The organism is Nitrospirota bacterium, assembly GCA_035516965.1.
Classification (GTDB): Bacteria; Nitrospirota; UBA9217; order UBA9217; family UBA9217; genus MHEA01.
The window spans coordinates 1-19,214 of record DATIZR010000031.1 but is presented as its reverse complement, the minus strand read 5'-3'; the positions used below and the strand labels follow the sequence as shown (position 1 = coordinate 19,214).

Genomic DNA, 19,214 nt, shown 5'->3' with positions numbered 1-19,214 from the left:
GTGATGTAAGGAGAAAGCCATGTTCGGTCTCGGATTGCCTGAAATAATGGTCATCTTTGTCATAGCGCTGATTGTCTTCGGGCCGAAGAAACTTCCCGACCTGGGGAAATCCCTCGGACGCGCCATGGCGGAGTTCAAGAAGGCCTCGGAGGAGTTCCAGGAGTCCATGAAGGCGGAAATGAAAGAAGTGGAGAAGCAGGCCGACCTGGAAGAGGTGAAGAAACTCACCCACATGGACCTTTCCGAGATAACCCAGGACCAGGCTTTGAAGCCGGCCGACGACCAGCAGGGAACGGAGCAAAAAACGGACCAGGCGCTTGACCAGAAGAAGCCGGGAGAGGAGCCGCATGCCTGAACAAGAGCTGCGCATGTCCTTCTGGAACCATCTCGACGAGCTCCGGAAAAGGATCATCCGCGCCCTGCTCTGGATCGCCATCGGGTTCGGCGTCTGCTTCTCCTATTCCGAGGACATCCTGCGGCTCCTGATGTGGCCGATGAACGCCAAGCTCGTTGTCCAGAGCTCGTTCCCGTTCCTCACGTCGGTCCCGGCCAAGGTCCAGCAGAAGCTGCATTACACGACACTGATCGAGCCCTTCTGGACCCATCTCAAGATCGGGCTGATCGCCGGCCTCATGCTGGTGTTCCCGATGGTTGTGTACCAGGTCTGGCGGTTCATCGGTCCGGGGCTGATGTCGAAGGAGCGGAAGTACGCAGGCGTCTTCGTCTTTTTCTCGACGGGCTTCTTCGTCCTGGGCATGCTGTTCTGCTACCTGCTCCTCCTGCCTTTCGCGATCCCGTTTCTGCTCGAGTACAAGACCGAGGACCTCGTCGCGATCCTCAGGCTCGGCGATTACATCGATTTCGTTCTCAAGTTCCTCCTGGCCTGCGGCCTGGTGTTCGAACTGCCGCTCGTCATCGTCGTCCTGAGCCGCATCGGGATCGTCACCCCCGACGGGCTGGCGAAATACCGCAAGTACGCCTTCCTGGGCGCGTTCATCCTCGGCGCCATCCTGACTCCGACGCCGGACGTATTCAACCAGACCATCATGTCCATCCCCATCTATCTCCTCTACGAGGCAGGCATCCTTGCAGCGCGCCTGTTCGGCAGGAAAAAGAAGGCGTCGGACTCCACGGACCTGACCGAAACGTGAGAAATCGGGAATAGGGAGGGGCAACCTATCGTGGTTGCCCTGCTGGGCCTGTAACAAAGTCCTGATCGGGCGGCTACAAGGGCCGCCCCTACAGGCCATCCGTGGCAGGTTGTTTATGAAAACAATCTCCTTCGTTGCCGCGGCATCGAACAGCGGCAAGACAACGCTTATTGAAAAGGTCGTGCGCGTTCTGAAGGCCCGCGGCTACAGCGTCGCGGTCATCAAGCATGCGTCGCGTGGGTTCGATCTCGACCGGCCGGGCAAGGACTCCTGGCGGTTCCGGCAGGCCGGGGCGGATCACGTCGTGCTGGTGGGGCCGGGCCAGATGGCGGTTCTGAGCACGATCGACCAGGAGCCGGGCATCGAAGAACTCGAGCGGGCAGTGGACGCCGACATCATCATCAGCGAGGGCTTCAAGCAGACCGCCGGGAACCGGATCGAGGTGTTCCGCTCCGGCGTCTCCGGCAATCATCCGCTCTGCCTTGACGATCCTTCTTTCCTTGCCCTCGTGAGCGACCGGCCGTTCGATACCCCTCTTCCCCGCTTCGATCTCGATGACGCAGACGGAGTGGCGGAGTTCATCCTCGGACGGATTGCGTCAGACGGCGAGGAGAGGGGCCCGTGCAAATTCTGATTGTCAGATAATGTTTACCTCTGATTCATCTTGGAAATCGATGTTTATCGTTGACTTTCCGGACGGATTTTCATATTTTATGGTGTCCGGTCGTGGGTTCGCTGAACAGGGCATCGTGATGATGCAAGGGAAGGAGCATGCATGTCGGGAGCACGGTCAAAGAGGTTGTTCGAAGAGGCAAAAAAGCACATCCCGGGCGGCGTGAACAGCCCGGTGCGGGCGTTCCGTTCGGTGGGAGGCGAGCCGCTCTTCATTAAAAAAGCGAAGGGCTCGAAGATCATTGATGCCGACGGGAAGACCTACATCGACTATGTGCTTTCCTGGGGGCCGATGATCCTGGGCCACGCGCACCCCAAGGTGACCGCGGCCCTCAAAAAGGCGATCGCAGACGGGACAAGCTTCGGCGCTCCCACGGAACTCGAGATCACGCTGGCCAGGATGGTGAAGAAGGCAGTGCCTTCCATCGAGCTGGTCCGCATGGTGAGCTCGGGCACGGAAGCGACGATGAGCGCGATCAGGGTTGCCCGGGGACATACGGGCCGGGACAAGATCATCAAGTTCGAGGGCGGCTACCACGGTCACGGAAACAGCCTGCTCGTAAAGGCGGGGAGCGGCGTCGCCACGTTCGGGCTGCCCGACAGCCCCGGCGTGCCGACAGAGCTGGCAAAGCTCACGCTGACGGTCCCCTATAATGATCTCGCGGCAGTAAAGGACATCGCAGCCCGGGAGGGCGAACGGATCGCCTGCATCATCGTCGAGCCGGTCGCGGGGAACATGGGGTGCGTACCCCCGGAACCGGGATTTCTCGATGGTCTGAGACAGGTGTGCGACCAATACGGCATCGTTCTTATTTTCGACGAGGTGATGACCGGCTTCCGCGTTGCCTTCGGCGGCGCCCAGCAGCTCTATAAGATCAAACCGGACATGACCTGTCTCGGCAAGGTGATCGGCGGCGGTCTTCCGGTCGGGGCGTTCGGCGGGCGGCGCGAGATCATGGAGAAGGTTGCTCCGATAGGTCCGATCTACCAGGCAGGCACCCTGTCGGGAAATCCGCTCGCCATGACCGCGGGCATCGAAACGCTCAAGCTGCTCGGAAGGCCCGGTGTCTATAAGACCCTTGATAGGGTTTCGGGGGAACTGGAACAGGGGCTGCGCGCCGCTGCCGCGGAAGCAGGCGTGCCGGTCACGTTCAACCGGGTCGGATCCATGTTCACGGGGTTCTTCACGGATCAGAGCGTGAAGGACTTCGCGAGCGCCAAGACATCGGATACGTCCCGGTTCGGCAAGTTCTTCCTGTCCATGCTCAAGAACGGGGTCAACCTGGCTCCCTCCCAGTTCGAGGCGGCCTTCCTGTCCCTGGCGCACACGCGAGCGGACATCACGAGGACGATCGAGGCTGCGCGGAAGAGCCTGAAGGGCTTGTAGGAGATGCGCGAAGCGTGAATGCGGCCGTGCGCATCCCGGTCTTCCGCGGAGACGCGTGAACCACAGTTTCCCAGCCATCCCGCGACTTGACATCCCCCGGCTGCGCCGTGCGTGGCATGCGTCGTAACCCTCGCCCTGCACTCGCGTCTGGCATGGCCTGTATTCGCGCAATGCACTCGTAAGCACTGGCCACAAGCTCGTAAACCGCTGGGTGCAAGGGGGAGGACGCATTATGAGCGGGAGCCTCCGGCTCCTGCTGGAGGGGGATCCGCTGGAAGAAAAGGACAGAAAGCTCCTGCGCATGGTCGGCGTCCTGAGCACCGTCGGCCTGACCATGGTGTTCGCCACGGTGATCGGCCTGTTCGTCGGGCGCTGGCTTGACCGGAAACTGGGCACCTCGCCATGGCTCACGGTAGTGTTCCTGCTTTTCGGCATCTTCGCAGGATTTCGGAACCTCTTTGTGGCTGCACGGAAAAGCCAGGAAGAACTGGACCGATCCGATAAGGAAGATACATGAGCGATCCGGTTGATGTACGAACGCAGGCGGTGGCGGCGGTCCTCAGGGGCGTGGGGAAGAAGGCGGGGATGATCGTTTCGGCTGCAGCGGCAGGTGTCCTCCTGTTCGCCGTCCTGCGCGGCGACCGGTGGTGGTTCCTTCCCCTGAGCGTTCTGGCCGGCGGCGTGCTCGGCCTGCTGAATTTCCGGTGGCTTGCCCTTGCGGTGCAGAGGGTATACCTGAGGCAGGGGGCGAGGGCCGGGGCCTCGAACCTCGCGGCGGCCATCATCAGCATCCTCAAACTATCCGTTATTTTTATCATCTTGTTCATCGTGATCAAATGGCAGCTGCTTGACGTGTTCGGCCTTGTGGCCGGACTGTCGCTCTGCTTCCTCGCGATCATATGGGAGGGCGCGGTCACGATGAAAAACACGCTTAAAAACGACCAGCCGTAGTGCGCATCCGGTGTCGGAACACTGCATGAGTCATACGTCATAAGGGAGGGGAGTACGCATGAAGAACCATGTTCTAAGGCCGCTATTCGTGGTTCTGGGGATGGTGGCGCTGATCCTGATCGCGCGCATGTTCATCGTTCCCAGGGACTTCGGGATCGGCGATCGGGGCTACATGTACGGGTGGCACCGCAGGGGAAACGAGGAGGACTGGAAAAAGTTCAAGGTCAAATACATGGGCAAGGAGTACTGCAAGGACTGCCACACCGACAAGTACGACAGCATCAACAAGACGCCGCATCACATCATCCCCTGCGAGGACTGTCACGGTCCGGCGGGGACGCCCGAGGGGATCGTGCACTATGACGAGAAGCTGCCAAAGCTGCCCATCGACAAGAGCCGGGCGCAGTGCCTGCGCTGCCATTTCCCGCTGCCGTACCCGACGAGCTTCCGGTCGAAGATCCGGGGCATCGATCCCGACAAGCACAATCCCGACATCGAATGCTCCACCTGCCATAATCCTCACAATCCGATGGAGGGCCTGAGATGATATCGCGAAGAAAGTTCCTGAAAAATGCCGCGCTGGGCATAGCCGGGATGTCGATCCCCCTTGCGGCGCTTGAGATCATCGATCCGAAAAAGCTGTTCGCCGAGGTGGCCGCGGACAAGGCGGCCGTGCGGTGGGCGTTCCTCGTCGACACCTACAAGTGCGTGGGCTGCGGCATGTGCGTCAAGGCCTGCAAGCTGGAGAACGAGATCCCCTATGACGCGAATGTGACAAGGACCTGGGTAGAGCGGTACGTCCTGACCAAGACCGGAAAATTGTACGCCGACACCCCCAAGGGGGCGCGTGACGGCTTCACGACCGCGAAGATCGATGAGAACGCTGATGGCATCAAAGACATCAGCAAGGAGGGCATCGAGAAGGCGTTCTTCGTGCCGAAGCTGTGCAACCAGTGCGACAATCCTCCCTGCGTGCAGGTCTGCCCCGTGGGTGCGACCTACCAGGCGCCGGACGGCGTCGTCCTGGTGGACCGGACCTGGTGCATCGGCTGCGGCTACTGCATCATGGGGTGCCCCTACGGCGTGCGGTTCTTCCACCCCGTCTACCATACGGCCGAGAAGTGCAATTTCTGCTATCACCGCATCACGAAGGGGCTCAAGACCGCCTGCGTCCAGGCCTGCCCCTTCGGAGCCCGCCAGATCGGGAACATCAAGGATCCCAACGACCCCGTGACGCTTACCATGCGAACGCAGCGGGTCGGTGTGCTGAAGAGCGAATACGGCACGAAACCCCAGGTGTACTACATCGGCCTGGATGAGGAGGTCAGATAGCCATGGTACACGGAGAACTTTGGACCGTCAAGGAACTGTTCGTCACTCCCAATGAATACATCTACTGGAGCATACAGATCGTCATGTACCCCTTCATGACGGGGCTCGTGGCCGGGGCCTTCGTGCTCTCCTCGCTCTACCACGTGTTCGGCATCCAGAAGCTGAAGAACATGGCGCGGTTCGCGCTGGTCTTCTCCTTTGCCCTGCTCTTCGCCGCGCCCATGCCGATCGTGCTCCATCTGCAGTTTCCCTTTCGCGGCGTCGAGATCTTCATGACCCCGCACTTCACCTCGGCCATCGCAGCCTTCGGCATCGTGTTCTTCACCTACGGCGCGATCGTCGCTTCGGAGCTCTGGTTCCTCTACCGGAAGCACTTTGTGGAGGTATCGCTCAAGCTCAGGGAAAAGCAGGACAAGACCCTGGTCGAATGGATCAGGTACTTCATCTTCTGCTCCCTGACGCTCGGCGTGTACGACGTCAGCGAAGAGTCGCTCCACCGGGACGAAAAGGCCATCAAGTTCCTTGCCGGGCTCGGCATTCCCGTGGCCTGCTTTCTCCACGGCTACGCGGGGTTCATCTTCGGTTCGGTGAAGGCCAACGCGCTCTGGATGACCCCGCTCATGCCGGTCATCTTCATCATGTCCGCGATCGTTTCCGGCATCGCGCTCTGCATGCTCACCTATATCGTGACCATGGAGATACGGAAGTTCCTCGCCAAACGCAAGAGGGCCTCCTATGCCGGCCTGCCGTCGCAGGAGCAGCTCAAGAGCGTCGAGATCAGCGTCGTGCAGATGACGGCGAAGTATCTTCTGGCATTCATGGTGGCGGCGATCAGCCTCGAACTTCTGGACATCATATTCCGGGGCTATACCGCGGTCAAGTCGTGGGATATCTTGAGAAGCGTCATTTACGAACGGGATTTCGGCGATATCTTCATCCTGCAGTACGGCATCGGCAATCTCCTCCCACTCATCATGTTCCTGGTCCCGGGGCTGACGATCCGCCGGGCAGTCCTTGCCAGCGTTCTTGTGCTGTTCGGCGTTTTCATGATGCGGTGGAACGTCGTGATCGGCGGCCAGGCCTTCTCGCTCACCTTTGCCGGCTACATGCATTATCACTTGCCGATCGTGCCCCATAACTGGGAAACGGTCAAGGAGGGCCTCGTCGGCGCGCTCGGCATCTTCATCATGCCCTTTGTCCTGTTCACGGTGATCACCAAGATATTCCCCGTGTTCGAAAGCCAGGAAGCCCATTGATCTTTTTCATCCGTCGTTCTCCCGGGCGATCGAAGCCCGGGAGAACGATTCATGATCTCCGCTCACATCAGCATCAGCGCTGTCAGTTTTATCAGCATTTCCGCTCAAATTAGAATTAGAGTTTGCAATTGGAATCGGAAACATATTACTATAGGTCCGTTGCTCCTGCAGTTCCTGATGCCTGTCTGGTCTCCACTCCTTCTCGAAAGGACCGGATCACATGACCAACAAAGAAAGAGCTCTCGTTCCTGTCTCGCTCGTGTTTCTGGTCATCCTTACGGCGTTCGCCGCGCTCGCGGCCGAACCGGAAACCCCCAGCAAGAAGTTCTTCGTTCCTCCCCCGCCGTTCACTCCCGGGATCTTCCCCTGCTCCCAGTGCCACGCAGGCATGCCGGTAAACAGGCAGCCCCGGAAGCTCGAAATGCACCAGGAGATCGTGCTGAAGCACATGCCCGGCGGCTGGTGCTTCGACTGCCACAATCCTTCCAATCGCGACATGCTGCGCCTCGCCAACGGCAAGCTCGTTCCGTTCGATGAATCGTACAACCTCTGCGGCCAGTGTCACGGCACGATCCTGCGCGAATGGAAGGCCGGGCTGCACGGGAAGAGGACCGGCATGTGGAACGGCGAGAAGCAGTACCGCCTCTGCGTCCATTGCCACTGGCCCCATGATCCCCGGTTCAAGCCCTTAAAGCCGCTGCCGCCCCCGGTGAAACCGTCCGATATCAAGTAGGAACCGACGAGGACCGCGATGAAGAAAATCATGAAGAACAGAGAAGGGATCCATGTTGACCGGAGATCGTTCCTGAAAGGCGCTGCGCTCGGACTCGCCGGGGCCGCGCTCCCGCTGCAGAACGCCGATGCCTCGTTCTGGGAGTCGTTCTTCCAGAAACATTTCCACGAGATGAACGACGCCGAGATCCAGCAGGTGCTGAACCGGCTGGAGCAGGAATACGAGCAGCAGTACCGGAAGAAGATCAGCGTGGGCAACGAGAAGGCGCTTCCGGGGGTCCAGTTCGGGTACGGGCTGGACCTGTCCCGCTGCATCGGCTGCAGAAGGTGTGAGTACGCCTGCGTGGACGAGAACAACCAGTCCAAGGACCCGCAGATACACTGGATCAGCGTGCTGCGCTTCAAGAAAGGCGAAAAGTGGGTCGATCTGGAGGACTCGGAGAAATACTACAACCCGGAGCTCGTTCCCGAACCCGACTACTTCTACATGCCGGTCCAGTGCCAGCAGTGCGAGAACCCGCCCTGCGTCCGGGCCTGTCCGACCCAGGCGACCTGGAAGGAGCCGGACGGGATCGTGGTCATCGACTACAACTGGTGCATCGGATGCCGGTACTGCATGGCCGCCTGCCCTTACGGCGCGCGCCATTTCAACTGGGCCGAGCCGAAGAGGCCGGCCGAGGAGATCAACACCAAGACCCATTACCTCGGCAACCGGCCGCGGTATAAAGGGGTCGTGGAGAAGTGCACCTTCTGCATCCAGAGGACCCGGAACGGCAGGTACCCGGCGTGCGTGGAGGCCTGCCCGGTCGGGGCGCGGAAGTTCGGCAATCTGCTCGACCCGGAGAGCGAGATCCGGTATGCGATCGAGCACAAGCGGGTCTTCCGGCTGAAGGAAGACCTGAACACCTATCCGAAGTTCTACTACTTCTTCGCGTACGGCGTGTAGGAGGGCCAGTCATGGGAAGCCTGATCAAGAATTTCTTTATCGCCCTGCGGCAGGTCTTCATCGGCGACCGCACATACTACCTCTGGGTGGCCTTCCTGTCCTTTTTCATCATCCTGGGGGCGAGCGCGTACGCCGACCAGCTGAACCGCGGACTGATCACCACGGCCATGCGTGACCAGGTGTCCTGGGGCCTCTTCATCTCGAACTTCACCTTCCTGGTCGGCGTTGCAGCGGCGGCCGTGCTGCTCGTGGTGCCGGCCTATCTCTACAACTTCAAGCCCATCAAGGAGATCGTGCTTTTCGGGGAGCTGCTCGCCGTGTCGGCCATCTCCATGTGCATCCTGTTCATCCTGGTGGACATGGGCCAGCCCCTCCGGGTCTGGCACATCCTGCCCATCGTGGGGGCCATGCACTTCCCCGCATCGCTGCTCGCCTGGGACGTGGTCGTGCTGAACGGGTACCTCGCCATCAACGCCATCATCGCCTTTTACGTCCTCTACCGGCTTTCGATCGGCAAGGAATACAGCATGTCCGTGATCGGCCCTCTCATTATCCTCTCCATCCCCTGGGCCGTCAGCATCCATACCGTGACCGCCTTCCTCTACAACGGCCTGTCCTCGCGGCCGTTCTGGAACGCCTCGATCCTCGCCCCGCGGTTCCTTGCGTCGGCCTTCTGCTCGGGCCCGGCGATCATGCTGCTGCTGTTCCAGATCATCCGGAAACGGTCCGAGGTCGAGATCGACAACCGGGCCATCTTCAAGATCGCCGAACTGATCGCCTATGCCATGGGCATCAACCTGTTCCTGCTGGGGGCCGAGGCGTTCAAGGAGTTCTACTCGGGCGCCGTGGATTCCTATTCCATCCAGTACCTGTACTTCGGGCTCCACGGCAAGGCGAGCCTGGTTCCGTGGATGTGGTCGGCGTCCCTGTTCAACATCACGGCGTTCTTCCTGTTCCTCTTCCCGAAGACGCGGGAGAACTTCTTGACGCTGAACATCGGCTGCGTCCTCATCATCATGGGCGTGTACATTGAGAAAGGCATGGGGCTGATCGTTCCCGGGTTCGTTCCCGACACGCTGGGCGAGATCTATGAATATTCGCCCACCACGTCGGAGATCCTCATCACGATGGGCATCTGGGCCGCGGGCGCCCTGCTGTACACGTTGCTGCTCAAGTTCGCGGTCCCCATCTACACGGGCAAGCTGAGGTTCGAAACGAAGAGGCAGGCGGGGTAGGGGCCGCCGTTTGAGATGTGGGTTTCCCGGGCCAAGGCGGAATGTCCGATTGCCGAACGCCATACCGGGACCGGGGCGGTTCCCCGTATCGCGGGGAGAATACTCCTTTAGGGGGTTTACATGAAGAGGCGCAAATTTCTGAAGATCGCCATAGCCTTTCTCGGATCCATTACGCTGACGTCCTTTTTCTATGCGCTGGTGAGATTCCTTTCGGCGCTCCCCTCGCGCATGGCGGAGACAAGGAGGCTGATCATCCGCAAGGGCGACATTCCGTCCGGCGAAGCGAAGAACTTCGTTTACCGGGACGCTCCCGCGGTCATCATAAACCGCCCGGATAAAGGGTTCATAGCGCTGTCCAGGACCTGCACGCACCTCGGCTGCCTCGTCGAGTATCATCATGGCACGCAAAGGCTGGTCTGTCCCTGTCATGCGGGGAACTTCGACCTCGAAGGAAATGTTCTGTCCGGTCCTCCGCCGAAGTCATTGGCGGCCATTCCCTTCAGGATCGAAGGGGAAAACATCGTCATAGGGTGAGGTTATCACTATGTGGAAGAAGATCGTAAACTGGCTTGAAGTGAGGGTCGGTCTGGATAACTTCATTCAGACAGAGGTCATCGAATACCGGATCCCGAAGAACATCAATCTGTTCTATACGCTGGGCTTTCTCGCCGTGGTCGCCTACACGGTTCAGGCGGTGACCGGGATCGTGCTGCTCATCTATTATATCCCTCATCCGGATCATGCGTTCCGCAGCGTCCAGGACATCATGACCAAGGTCCCTTATGGGTGGCTGTTCCGGCAGATGCACACGGTGGGCAGCAACCTGATGATCAGCGTGGTCCTGCTGCACATGATCACCGTTTTCCTGATGGGGAACTACAAGCGGCCGCGGGAGCTTACCTGGCTGGGGGGCGGCCTTTCCCTCCTCATCACGATCATGTTCGGCCTGAGCGGCTACCTGCTGCCCTGGACGCAGCTCAGCTACTGGGCGACGACCGTGGTGACCTCCATGCCCACGGCGCTGCCCCTCATCGGCGAGCCCATCGCCCGTATCCTGAGAGGCGGGGACAGCGTCACGCATATCACGCTCAGCAGGTTCTTTGCGATCCATGTGGCGATCCTGCCGCCCCTCTTCCTCTCCCTCATCGGGATCCATTTGTTCCTCATCAACAGGATCGGCATTTCCGCAACGCCCTTCGGCCTGCAGGATGAGGAAAAGCGTCCACTGACCGAGTACCACAGAAAGACCCACCCTGACGGTTACTCCTATTATCCGCTCTTCTTCCAGAAGCAGATGTACATGCTCATGGGGTACTTCGCCGTGATGTTCCTGATCATTACGTTCTTCCCGAACCTGTTCTTCCCCGATGAAGCAAATGTGCCCGCCGACCCGTACCGGACGCCTCATGAGGTGCACCCGGCATGGTACCTCCTTCCGCCGTACCAGCTCCTGAGGCTCATTCCGAACAAGTTCCTCGGGATCACGATCCAGCTCGTCCTGGTCCTTGTGTTCCTCGGCTGGCCGTTCCTCGATACCTATCGGGAGAAGAACGTTTTAAAGAGGCCGATCCTGCGCGGGGTCTTCATCTTCCTGATCGCCGTGTGGATCGTCCTGCTGTTCTGGGGGAGGATCTAATGATGAGATATCTATTCTGCTTAGCAGCGGCTCTTTTCCTTCTCCCCTCCGTGAGCGTTGCCGATTACCGTGAGGAATTCGAGAAGGGATTTCTGACGAAGCCCTGGGCCGGCGAACAGATCGAACAGAACCTGTGCATCTCCTGTCATGCATCGGACACCATGAAGCCGGAATTCCAGAACATCGTCGAGGCATGGCAGGCCAGCTGGCATGCGCAGAACAACATATCCTGCGAACATTGCCACGGCGGCGACCCGAAGGACGCGGCACTGTCCATGTCGCCCCAGCGCGGGTTCGTCGGGGTCCCGACGCCCCAGTCGGTGCCGGAATTCTGCGGGAAATGCCATATCGGCATCCTGTCGAATTACGTCGAGAGCGGCCACGGGAAGGCACTGAAGGCGTTGCGGAAGGCGCCCAGCTGCGTCACTTGCCACGGATCGCACAATATCCAGAAGGCGAGCATCAACATCATCAACGAGCAGCTCTGCACGAAATGCCATTCCTATGAGCGGGCGAAGAACATGAAGCAGGCGCTCTTCCTGACCGAAAAGAGGATCAGCGAACTGGGAGAGGGGCTCTTGGACCTGAAACGCCAGGGGTTCTACGCTGACGCCGACGAGAAGGCGCTGTTCAGCACACAGGCCGAGTTCCGAACGCTCTTTCATACGGTGGACGTCAATCTGGTCCAGGAAAAGACCGGGGAGGTGAGCACAGAGCTCGACCGGATAGACCAGAATGTACGGTCTGCGTTCCGGGAGCTGAGTTTCAGGCGGAATTTCTCAGCGTTCCTGCTGCTGCTGTTCGTCGGCCTGGGTACCGGTATCTTCCTGCTGACCTGGAAGGGAAAGGATTAACGACGACGAATGTTTCCCGGAGGGTCTCGTCTCTTTGCCGGGATGCGAACAGGATTTCGACAGCCCCTGAAACACTCGCAAGGCGGGACCCCGGTCCCGCCTTTTTTCGGGTCAACCGTTTTGTAACAAAACTGCTTTCTGCAAATTCCCAAAAAAAACGTACAATGACTGAACTCTTTTGCCCGGGGTTATGAAATCTGTTGACATGTCCTTTTGCTCATGTTATAAAAAAGGGCTTATTGACATGAGATTTTTTTGGATTTGGTTGGGGGTAGTACATGAGTTGGGTAGCTGAGAAATTGAACGATCTGAAGAACAGGCTCAAGGAGCCCATTTCCCTGAAGGCAAAACTGCTCATCATCGCGCTCATCCTGATCATCGTAACCGGCGGCGGTTTTATCTCGTACAAGTTTTATGATTTCACCCAGAATAATCCCAAATTCTGCGTCGGCTGCCATCTGATGCAGTCGGCCTACGACAGCTGGTCCCAGAGCGAACATAAACAGCTCAATTGTCATGATTGTCATCATCTCACGATCCCGGAACAGAACCAGCTGCTGATCAGCTTCGTGCTGCACCGTCCCAACAAGGTGCCCGAGCGGCATGGTCAGATCCTCGTGAGCCAGAAATACTGCAACCAGTGCCATACCGAAGGAAAGGCCACGCGCATCAACAAGTCGCTCTTCCATGCCAAGCACGTGTACATGGAGCAGATCGAGTGCACCGAATGCCACGGCGAGGTGAAGTCGGACAAGTCAGGGCTGCATCGCTTCCTCCCGACCGAGAAGTTCTGCAACAAGTGCCACAAGGACAAGCAGGTGCACGGAGAGGGCATGGGCGGCCTTGCCTGCATCAACTGCCACACGGACCGGACACGGGACCTCAGACCCGGACGGAAGAAATGCCTCTACTGCCACAGCGAGAGCGAGGCGATCCGGAAGGAGCTCATCGCCGACGGCACCATGGACGTCCGCTTCTTCCCGCCGAACTCCGCGGTGATCAAGAAGGCGGTCAAGATCCAGGTCACCGACACTTCACCCATGCAGTTCTACTGCTACGAGTGCCACAAGCCGCACACGCCGGGCAAGGTGAAGCCGAAGAGCGAGGACTGTCTGAAGTGCCACTCGAATGTGCCGAAGGTCGGCAAGCACAAGGTTCACCTGGGCATGGACATGCAGTGCAAGGACTGCCACAAGCCGCATCTCTGGAAGGTGACCGAGGCCTCGGCCAAGAAGGACTGCGTCGCCTGCCACGAGTACCGGAACCCCAAGGCGTTTCTGTAGGTTTTTCCCCCCGTGATGAGGTGTCAACCTTGTCGGAACCGGGGTGTCAAATAGGCAGTATGCATTACCTTGATGAAAGGAGGTGAATCCTAGAATGAAAAAGCTTATCGTCGTAGCAGTTGCAGTTGCCGTGACCCTGGCTCTTTCCGTTTCGGCGTTCGCAGTTCCGGCCGGCAAGACCGTGGAGTTCGAGGCAAAGGGAGCAGGCAAGGTGGTGTTCGACGGCAAGGTCCATGCAGACAAGGGCCTCAAGTGCGCCGATTGTCATCAGTCCGGTCTCTTCAAGATGAAGAAGGGCGCCGACACCATCACGATGGCGGCCATCAACGAAGGCAAGTTCTGCGGTGCCTGCCACAACGGCACCAAGGCGTTCAGCGCCAAGGACGCAGCCAGCTGTGCAAAGTGCCACAAGAAGTAAGAAGGAAGATGTCATTATCCGGTAGTAGAAGCCCTCATGCATTGTCATGAGGGCTTTTTTATTCTTCCGGAGAGTAGCACTTTGTTGCTGATTATAACATTCTCATTATCCGGCCCCGCACTTTTTTCTGCTGCCCTGCCTTGACACCCGGCAGTTTTTCGATTACCTTTGATGTCAGCATTTCGAGAATCACTCTCCGGGACCCGTACGGACGTTCGCAGCACTGGGATCATCCTCGCTCCGGCGAGCATAAATTTCGAATGAAAGGAGGTGAAATACTGAATGAAAAAAGTTATCGTTCTTGTTCTGATCGTGATGTTCGCGGTAGCAGGCACGGCGCTTGCGGTCGGCCCGGGCAAAAGCCTGGACTTTGACGGCAAAGGAGCCGGCAAGGTTGTGTTCAGCGGAGATGCTCATAAGGCTTTGAAGTGCGGCGAGTGTCATCCGGCCCTCTTCAAGATGAAGAAGGGTTCCACCGTGATGACCATGAAGGACATGGAGGCCGGCAAGGCCTGCGGCGCATGCCACAACGGGACCAAGGCGTTCGGCGTGAAGGACGCGGCCGCTTGTGCAAAGTGCCACAAGAAGTAAGCTGTCATTATCCGGAAGCAAACAACCCTCACGGGATTTCCCGTGAGGGTTTTGTTTTGAGACCGGAACAACCTGCCCGTCCAGGCCAGGACCCTACGCGAGCACCATCGTAAAGAGCATCGGAACGTGCATGAGATCGACACCCGCTCTGTTCGCACCCTGTCGCTCTTCAGCATGTGCCATGGAATACCCAGTCATTCTTTTCCAACCGGTAGTGCAATTCTTTGCTATAGTAATTTTAAGTCCGGAACAATTGGGCAAGCCAATGCAAGGCAGCGTGCCGGCATCCGTTCAGCCGTTCATCATGCCAGATCGAACCGATCGGTGAAAGAAGATCGTTCTTTCAGGATCAAGGAGGGAACAAGGGAATATGGAAGAAGGCCTGCCGGAAATAGATAAGAATGAGAAAATGCACAAGGAGATCGACACTCTCTTGGAGCGGCTGCTGGCAGTCGAAAGAAAAGTAGATGCTATCGCCCAGCATCTGGGAGTGAACGGAGCGGATCTCGGCCTGGGCGATCCTTACGCGAAAAAGGGCGGAGAGGAATAGAACCCGCAGCGGAAAAAAAACGAAAAAAGAAGTAGGAGTAGAAGAGCAGGGCTGCTACATCCCCACGTGTTCTCAATACATCTCTGAACTAATCCGGCCTGCTGTGAATGTACCTTTCAGTCGATAGGTCGGACAGAGCAAGGCGAAACCCGATGCAATGCAATCATATCATTTTCCGGGACATGATGCGCTTCACTTCGTTCTACCCAACCTGCAGTCTCGCCGGCTGTCGCTCCACACGGAGAATAGTTAACTTCTACCCGCCTCCGGTGACGATCGATTTGCTATACTATAATTGCTCAGTAATTGCTCAGTTCGATGATGCTTAAAGCGGAGGGGAGAAGCGCGGCGCAGCTGTTCCTGCTCTCGCCCTCACCAGTTATCAGCAAAACTCTATCAGAGCGCCGGTCCTGATGTCAACAATACCTCATGTATCTTCAAGCCTTATTTACAAGGAGGAGTAGCCATGAAAACGAAAGCGACTACGAGGAGTGCATTGTTGTTTTTATCGCTTGCCGCCATTCTTATCTGTCATCCGCCTTTCGCCGCATCGGACCCGGCGGGCTCCCTTGACAAGGCCCCGCGGTTTACGCTGACGGAATTGAAGCATGTTTCAGCCGAAGACAGCTCGGGTAAGGCCGTAACGCTCTACGACCCGCGGGACCCCTACGCCATATTCATCAATTACGAGCTCGGCATGCACTGTGTCGGCTTCGACATCTCCTATTGCTGCGTCATCCCTCCTTACAACAGCATTCAGGCCCAGGCCGTCAGGACCGGCGCGCGGGGAGAACGGCCCCGTCTTCTGTCCCCGGATGACGGCATATCGCTCGCTTACTCGATCAGGGACAATAGCTACAGCGAAGGCAATAAGATGCGGTACTGGCAGGTGCCGAAGGACGTGTACGGAAACGGGAGGATGGACGATCCAGGCGATTCCATGGCAAACTACGTCTGGACTCACCTTTTCATATACAAGGACCTCGAAGGTACGATCCCTCCCGACTGGTCGGATGCAAAACGTCTGTTCGTCGGAAAACAGATCCAGGTCCCGACGGACGCGGGCCCCACCGGAAAGAGCCTCGCGGGCGGCTCCCTGGCCTATGCGGGAGGCACGGGCGGGAACAAGGTCTTTACCGATTCCCTGATCCCGGACGTCAGGAACATACAGCTTACGCTCACGGCGTCCTATCTGTGGGACGCGCTGGGGCTCCCCCTGACGGCGTTCAACGACAGCGCGAGGAAAGGGACCATTCGCACTGTCTCGCACAAAGACTTCCAGCCCTTTCAATACTCGGTGGTCCGGCTCGGCGACAAGGACGGCAAGCCCGTCATGGTCAATGGCAAGCCGATAGAATTCTTCGGCACCAACCCCGTCGATCTTCCGAACTGCTACGACTGCCACTCGCGGGAGGGAAAGGCGGCGAGGATGTCCCGGCAGGAAGGCCTGACCCTGTTCGATAAGGAGTATGCCTACTGGAAGAAGAACTATCCCGACGTATCGGAGTTCATGGCCCGGCTTTCCGAATCGTCCATCAATGTGCTTGAATTGCACGACAAGCACAACGGAACGGCCCTGCTCAAGGAGTATAATCCCGACGTGGCCTTCAACCGGCTCGGCTCCGTGGGGCCGGTGAACTGCGCAGACTGCCACGGCGACAATGTATCCGGAAACCTCCAGTCGCCGCGGCCCACGGCGACCGGATACAAGGCGGTGAAGGCAAAGCCCCTGACCGAGGCCATCCACGCGGCCCACGCCGCGTTCATCCCCATGCCGGACAAGGCGGGAAGGACCCAGAGCTGCCAGGCCTGCCATCCGACCCACTGGCAGCAGAAAACGATGAACGACGAAACGAATCCCTACTGGATCCTGGATAAGGAGGGAAACCCCCGGTTTACGAACTCCGACCTGCGCATCGCCGGCGGCGGATGCTATCTGAGGAGGGACGCGCACACGAACCCCGCAGTCAAACCGCCCTTCTTCCTGAACCGGATCGGGAAGTGGTATCTTAAGGAAGTGAGCATGAAGGACGAGACGGGAAAGCCGGTCAGGGAAATGAGGGGGCTGTACTGCTCCAATTGCCATAATCACCTGGCCCACGAGCTGTATAACTTCGACGATCTCAGTGATGTTGCCACCCAGCAGGGCAGGACCCTGCGGAACAAGCCGCTCGCGGAGGTCGTGAAGGCCGTGGCCAGCGGCGATGAGAAAAAATTCAAAACCTACTTCGCCGACCCCGTCGTCGGGGCAGAGGGAAATCCGCTTGCCTCCTTTTATGGAAACCATACGGGAGCGACGCTCGTCAAAGCGTCCAAGGACAGCGCCGGAAAGCTCAAGCTCCTCGCCTGGAATGCTAAGGAAGGCGATCCGGTGCCTTACGACGGAGCATCAGCAGGCAAGGACTGGTGGCTGGCTGCGGGTGAGCCGCATTGCGCCGACTGTCACCTCGCGCCCTTTGTCGAGAGTGAAGGCGGGAACTACTTCCCCATCGATCAACCGAACAAGTATTCGCTCTACCGATACTCGAAGGCCCACGGCACCCTGGCCTGCCAGTCCTGCCACGAATCGATCCACGGGCTATACCCGGTCCGTGATGAAGGCCCGCAAGGAGCCGTCGATGAGACGTCCCACCAGCAGGCGCTCCAGTTCAGCCCCGATGGGAAATACGCGGGTCCCGTTACCTGTACCGCCTGCCACCGGGTGAACGAAAAGGGCGTGCCGGTCCAGCTTGAGGGCACGGAGTATTATACTGATTACTGGGCATCGGTGGCATTGCTCCATTTCATGAGAGCGGGAGATGAGAAGCTGCCTGTCAACAAGCTCATGGAAAAATTCCCTTATAAGAGAGCGCAGAAGGTTGTCGCAGACGGCTGGGAATAACGAGATATGAGTTCCACAAAAGGCCCCTCGAGCGAGGGGCCTTTTTACTTGCATCTATCCTTTTATCACCATGCAAAAGCGAAATATGCGCCTGGCGCGTTTTAAATGCACCTTGTTTTAGGGGAAAGGCGATGATATTCTGTTCACGTTATTTTGGCGTTTACTTAGGGGCGGCTGTTTAGATAATAACCGGCTGGCCGGGTACGGTAAAGGATCATGCTTTACACGGTCAAATCACAACAAACACGGAGGTATAGGGTCATGAAATTACAGAACACAGCCGGTGCAATTCTCATGAGTTTCTCGTTTGTATCACTCCTGGTGACTGGATTCGGCGGTACAGCCGCCGGACAATCGCCGGTCGATGACCTGGCCATAAAGGGGTACGATACCGTCGCATATTTCAAGGATGGCAAAGCGCTGAAGGGCAGCGAGTCATTTACCTTCAAATGGCATGACATGACCTGGTATTTCTCAACCAAGGAGAACCGGGACCTGTTTGCGGCCAGTCCGGAGAAATACGCTCCTCAATATGACGGTTATTGCGCCTGGGCCATGACGGAGTCACGGAAAGCAATAACCGATCCCGAAGTATGGAAGATCGTTGACGGGAAGCTGTACCTGAATTGCAGCCAGACGGCGTATGAAAAATGGAGTCGAGATATCCCCGGTAACATCAAGAAGGCCGACACGAACTGGCTAAAGGTTAGCGGTAAAAAATGATCGGGGGACAGTTGGTAGGTCGGATAGAGCAAAGCGAAACCCGACGCTGTGCAACCAAATCGTTTTTGATAAATATGTTGGGTTTCACGTCGTGCTGCCCAACCTACAGGTTTTACGTTAAGGATGCCATTCTGGGTCCTTCGTTTGTCATTCTGAGCGAAGCGAAGAATCTCGTAGTTAGCTCAGGACAGGCTGAGCCAAGGATATCGTACTTACGATCTCATGACAGACCCTCAACTTCGTTCAGGGTGACAAAATCCGGTCAGGCAGCAGGCCGGTTGGTATTTCCATACGAGTATTCTCAGGGAGAATGAGAGTGGAACAGGAAGATAGCCGATGCGATAGAGAAGAATGGATATCGGCAGAGTGAGATCGCCCATATTCAGAGCGGCATCAGACGGTCTTGCCGGAGTGCCGAAGGAGGATAACTACATGCGACGATCAGCTTCGATATTTGTCCTGGCCATGGCCGTATTTGCTGCCGGATGCGCTCCGAAAGCGCTTCCGCCGGTGGTCGTCAAGGTCCCCGCGCGGCCCATAGCCTACCTGAGCGAGGTAAAGCCGATCCTCGACAAGCGCTGCGTAGTCTGCCACTCCTGCTACAATTCACCCTGCC

The 19,214-nt window shown here is 58.0% G+C and carries 22 protein-coding genes; all 22 read left to right on the top strand.

Annotated features, from left to right (window positions below):
• The first annotated feature begins 19 nt into the window (after positions 1-19).
• Positions 20-355, top strand: a complete 336-nt coding sequence (locus tag VL197_03955; GenBank protein HUJ17125.1) for a TatA/E family twin arginine-targeting protein translocase — start codon at positions 20-22, stop codon at positions 353-355.
• Positions 348-1,151 carry a twin-arginine translocase subunit TatC gene (gene tatC / locus VL197_03950; GenBank protein ID HUJ17124.1) on the top strand — a complete coding sequence of 268 codons (804 nt, stop codon included), beginning with the start codon at positions 348-350 and terminating at the stop codon, positions 1,149-1,151. The genes VL197_03955 and tatC overlap by 8 nt, the downstream gene beginning before the upstream one ends.
• A 115-nt stretch (positions 1,152-1,266) precedes the next feature.
• Complete coding sequence (gene mobB, locus VL197_03945; GenBank protein HUJ17123.1) at positions 1,267-1,785, top strand: molybdopterin-guanine dinucleotide biosynthesis protein B; 519 nt, start codon at positions 1,267-1,269, stop codon at positions 1,783-1,785.
• 141 nt (positions 1,786-1,926) lie between these two features.
• Positions 1,927-3,210 carry a glutamate-1-semialdehyde 2,1-aminomutase gene (gene hemL, locus VL197_03940; GenBank protein ID HUJ17122.1) on the top strand — a complete coding sequence of 428 codons (1,284 nt, stop codon included), beginning with the start codon at positions 1,927-1,929 and terminating at the stop codon, positions 3,208-3,210.
• Between the two features lie 232 nt (positions 3,211-3,442).
• Positions 3,443-3,727 carry an AtpZ/AtpI family protein gene (locus tag VL197_03935; GenBank protein HUJ17121.1) on the top strand — a complete coding sequence of 95 codons (285 nt, stop codon included), beginning with the start codon at positions 3,443-3,445 and terminating at the stop codon, positions 3,725-3,727.
• The gene (locus VL197_03930) at positions 3,724-4,161 is read left to right on the top strand and encodes an ATP synthase subunit I (GenBank protein ID HUJ17120.1); all 438 of its coding nucleotides are present in this window, start codon (positions 3,724-3,726) and stop codon (positions 4,159-4,161) included. Before VL197_03935 ends, VL197_03930 begins: the two co-directional genes overlap by 4 nt.
• A gap of 58 nt (positions 4,162-4,219) precedes the next feature.
• Positions 4,220-4,708 (top strand): cytochrome C, encoded by a 489-nt coding sequence (locus VL197_03925; protein HUJ17119.1) that lies wholly within the window; start codon positions 4,220-4,222, stop codon positions 4,706-4,708.
• Positions 4,705-5,493: a 4Fe-4S dicluster domain-containing protein gene (locus VL197_03920; GenBank protein ID HUJ17118.1), complete on the top strand. Its 789-nt coding sequence runs from the start codon at positions 4,705-4,707 to the stop codon at positions 5,491-5,493. Before VL197_03925 ends, VL197_03920 begins: the two co-directional genes overlap by 4 nt.
• Positions 5,494-5,495: 2 nt before the next feature.
• Entirely contained in the window at positions 5,496-6,749 is a 1,254-nt protein-coding gene (nrfD, locus tag VL197_03915; protein ID HUJ17117.1) for an NrfD/PsrC family molybdoenzyme membrane anchor subunit, read from the top strand.
• Between the two features lie 220 nt (positions 6,750-6,969).
• Entirely contained in the window at positions 6,970-7,482 is a 513-nt protein-coding gene (locus VL197_03910; GenBank protein HUJ17116.1) for a cytochrome c3 family protein, read from the top strand.
• A gap of 30 nt (positions 7,483-7,512) precedes the next feature.
• Positions 7,513-8,427, top strand: a complete 915-nt coding sequence (locus tag VL197_03905) for a 4Fe-4S dicluster domain-containing protein (GenBank protein ID HUJ17115.1) — start codon at positions 7,513-7,515, stop codon at positions 8,425-8,427.
• 11 nt (positions 8,428-8,438) lie between these two features.
• On the top strand, positions 8,439-9,662 hold the full coding sequence (nrfD, locus tag VL197_03900; GenBank protein ID HUJ17114.1) for an NrfD/PsrC family molybdoenzyme membrane anchor subunit: 1,224 nt from the start codon (positions 8,439-8,441) through the stop codon (positions 9,660-9,662).
• Positions 9,663-9,782: 120 nt separating this feature from the next.
• Positions 9,783-10,196, top strand: a complete 414-nt coding sequence (locus VL197_03895) for a ubiquinol-cytochrome c reductase iron-sulfur subunit (GenBank protein HUJ17113.1) — start codon at positions 9,783-9,785, stop codon at positions 10,194-10,196.
• Positions 10,197-10,206: 10 nt separating this feature from the next.
• Positions 10,207-11,298 (top strand): cytochrome bc complex cytochrome b subunit, encoded by a 1,092-nt coding sequence (locus tag VL197_03890; GenBank protein HUJ17112.1) that lies wholly within the window; start codon positions 10,207-10,209, stop codon positions 11,296-11,298.
• Positions 11,298-12,152 carry a multiheme c-type cytochrome gene (locus VL197_03885; protein ID HUJ17111.1) on the top strand — a complete coding sequence of 285 codons (855 nt, stop codon included), beginning with the start codon at positions 11,298-11,300 and terminating at the stop codon, positions 12,150-12,152. Before VL197_03890 ends, VL197_03885 begins: the two co-directional genes overlap by 1 nt.
• A gap of 278 nt (positions 12,153-12,430) precedes the next feature.
• Complete coding sequence (locus VL197_03880) at positions 12,431-13,435, top strand: NapC/NirT family cytochrome c (protein HUJ17110.1); 1,005 nt, start codon at positions 12,431-12,433, stop codon at positions 13,433-13,435.
• A 94-nt stretch (positions 13,436-13,529) separates the two neighbouring features.
• Positions 13,530-13,853, top strand: coding sequence for a cytochrome c3 family protein (locus VL197_03875; GenBank protein ID HUJ17109.1), 324 nt, complete (start codon positions 13,530-13,532; stop codon positions 13,851-13,853).
• A 282-nt stretch (positions 13,854-14,135) separates the two neighbouring features.
• Positions 14,136-14,444 (top strand): cytochrome c3 family protein, encoded by a 309-nt coding sequence (locus VL197_03870; GenBank protein HUJ17108.1) that lies wholly within the window; start codon positions 14,136-14,138, stop codon positions 14,442-14,444.
• A gap of 370 nt (positions 14,445-14,814) precedes the next feature.
• On the top strand, positions 14,815-14,994 hold the full coding sequence (locus VL197_03865; GenBank protein ID HUJ17107.1) for a hypothetical protein: 180 nt from the start codon (positions 14,815-14,817) through the stop codon (positions 14,992-14,994).
• Between the two features lie 466 nt (positions 14,995-15,460).
• Positions 15,461-17,875: a hypothetical protein gene (locus VL197_03860; protein HUJ17106.1), complete on the top strand. Its 2,415-nt coding sequence runs from the start codon at positions 15,461-15,463 to the stop codon at positions 17,873-17,875.
• A gap of 261 nt (positions 17,876-18,136) precedes the next feature.
• Entirely contained in the window at positions 18,137-18,598 is a 462-nt protein-coding gene (locus VL197_03855) for a YHS domain-containing (seleno)protein (protein HUJ17105.1), read from the top strand.
• A 432-nt stretch (positions 18,599-19,030) separates the two neighbouring features.
• A partial coding sequence (locus VL197_03850; protein ID HUJ17104.1) for a peptidylprolyl isomerase occupies positions 19,031-19,214 on the top strand: 184 nt, incomplete at its 3' end.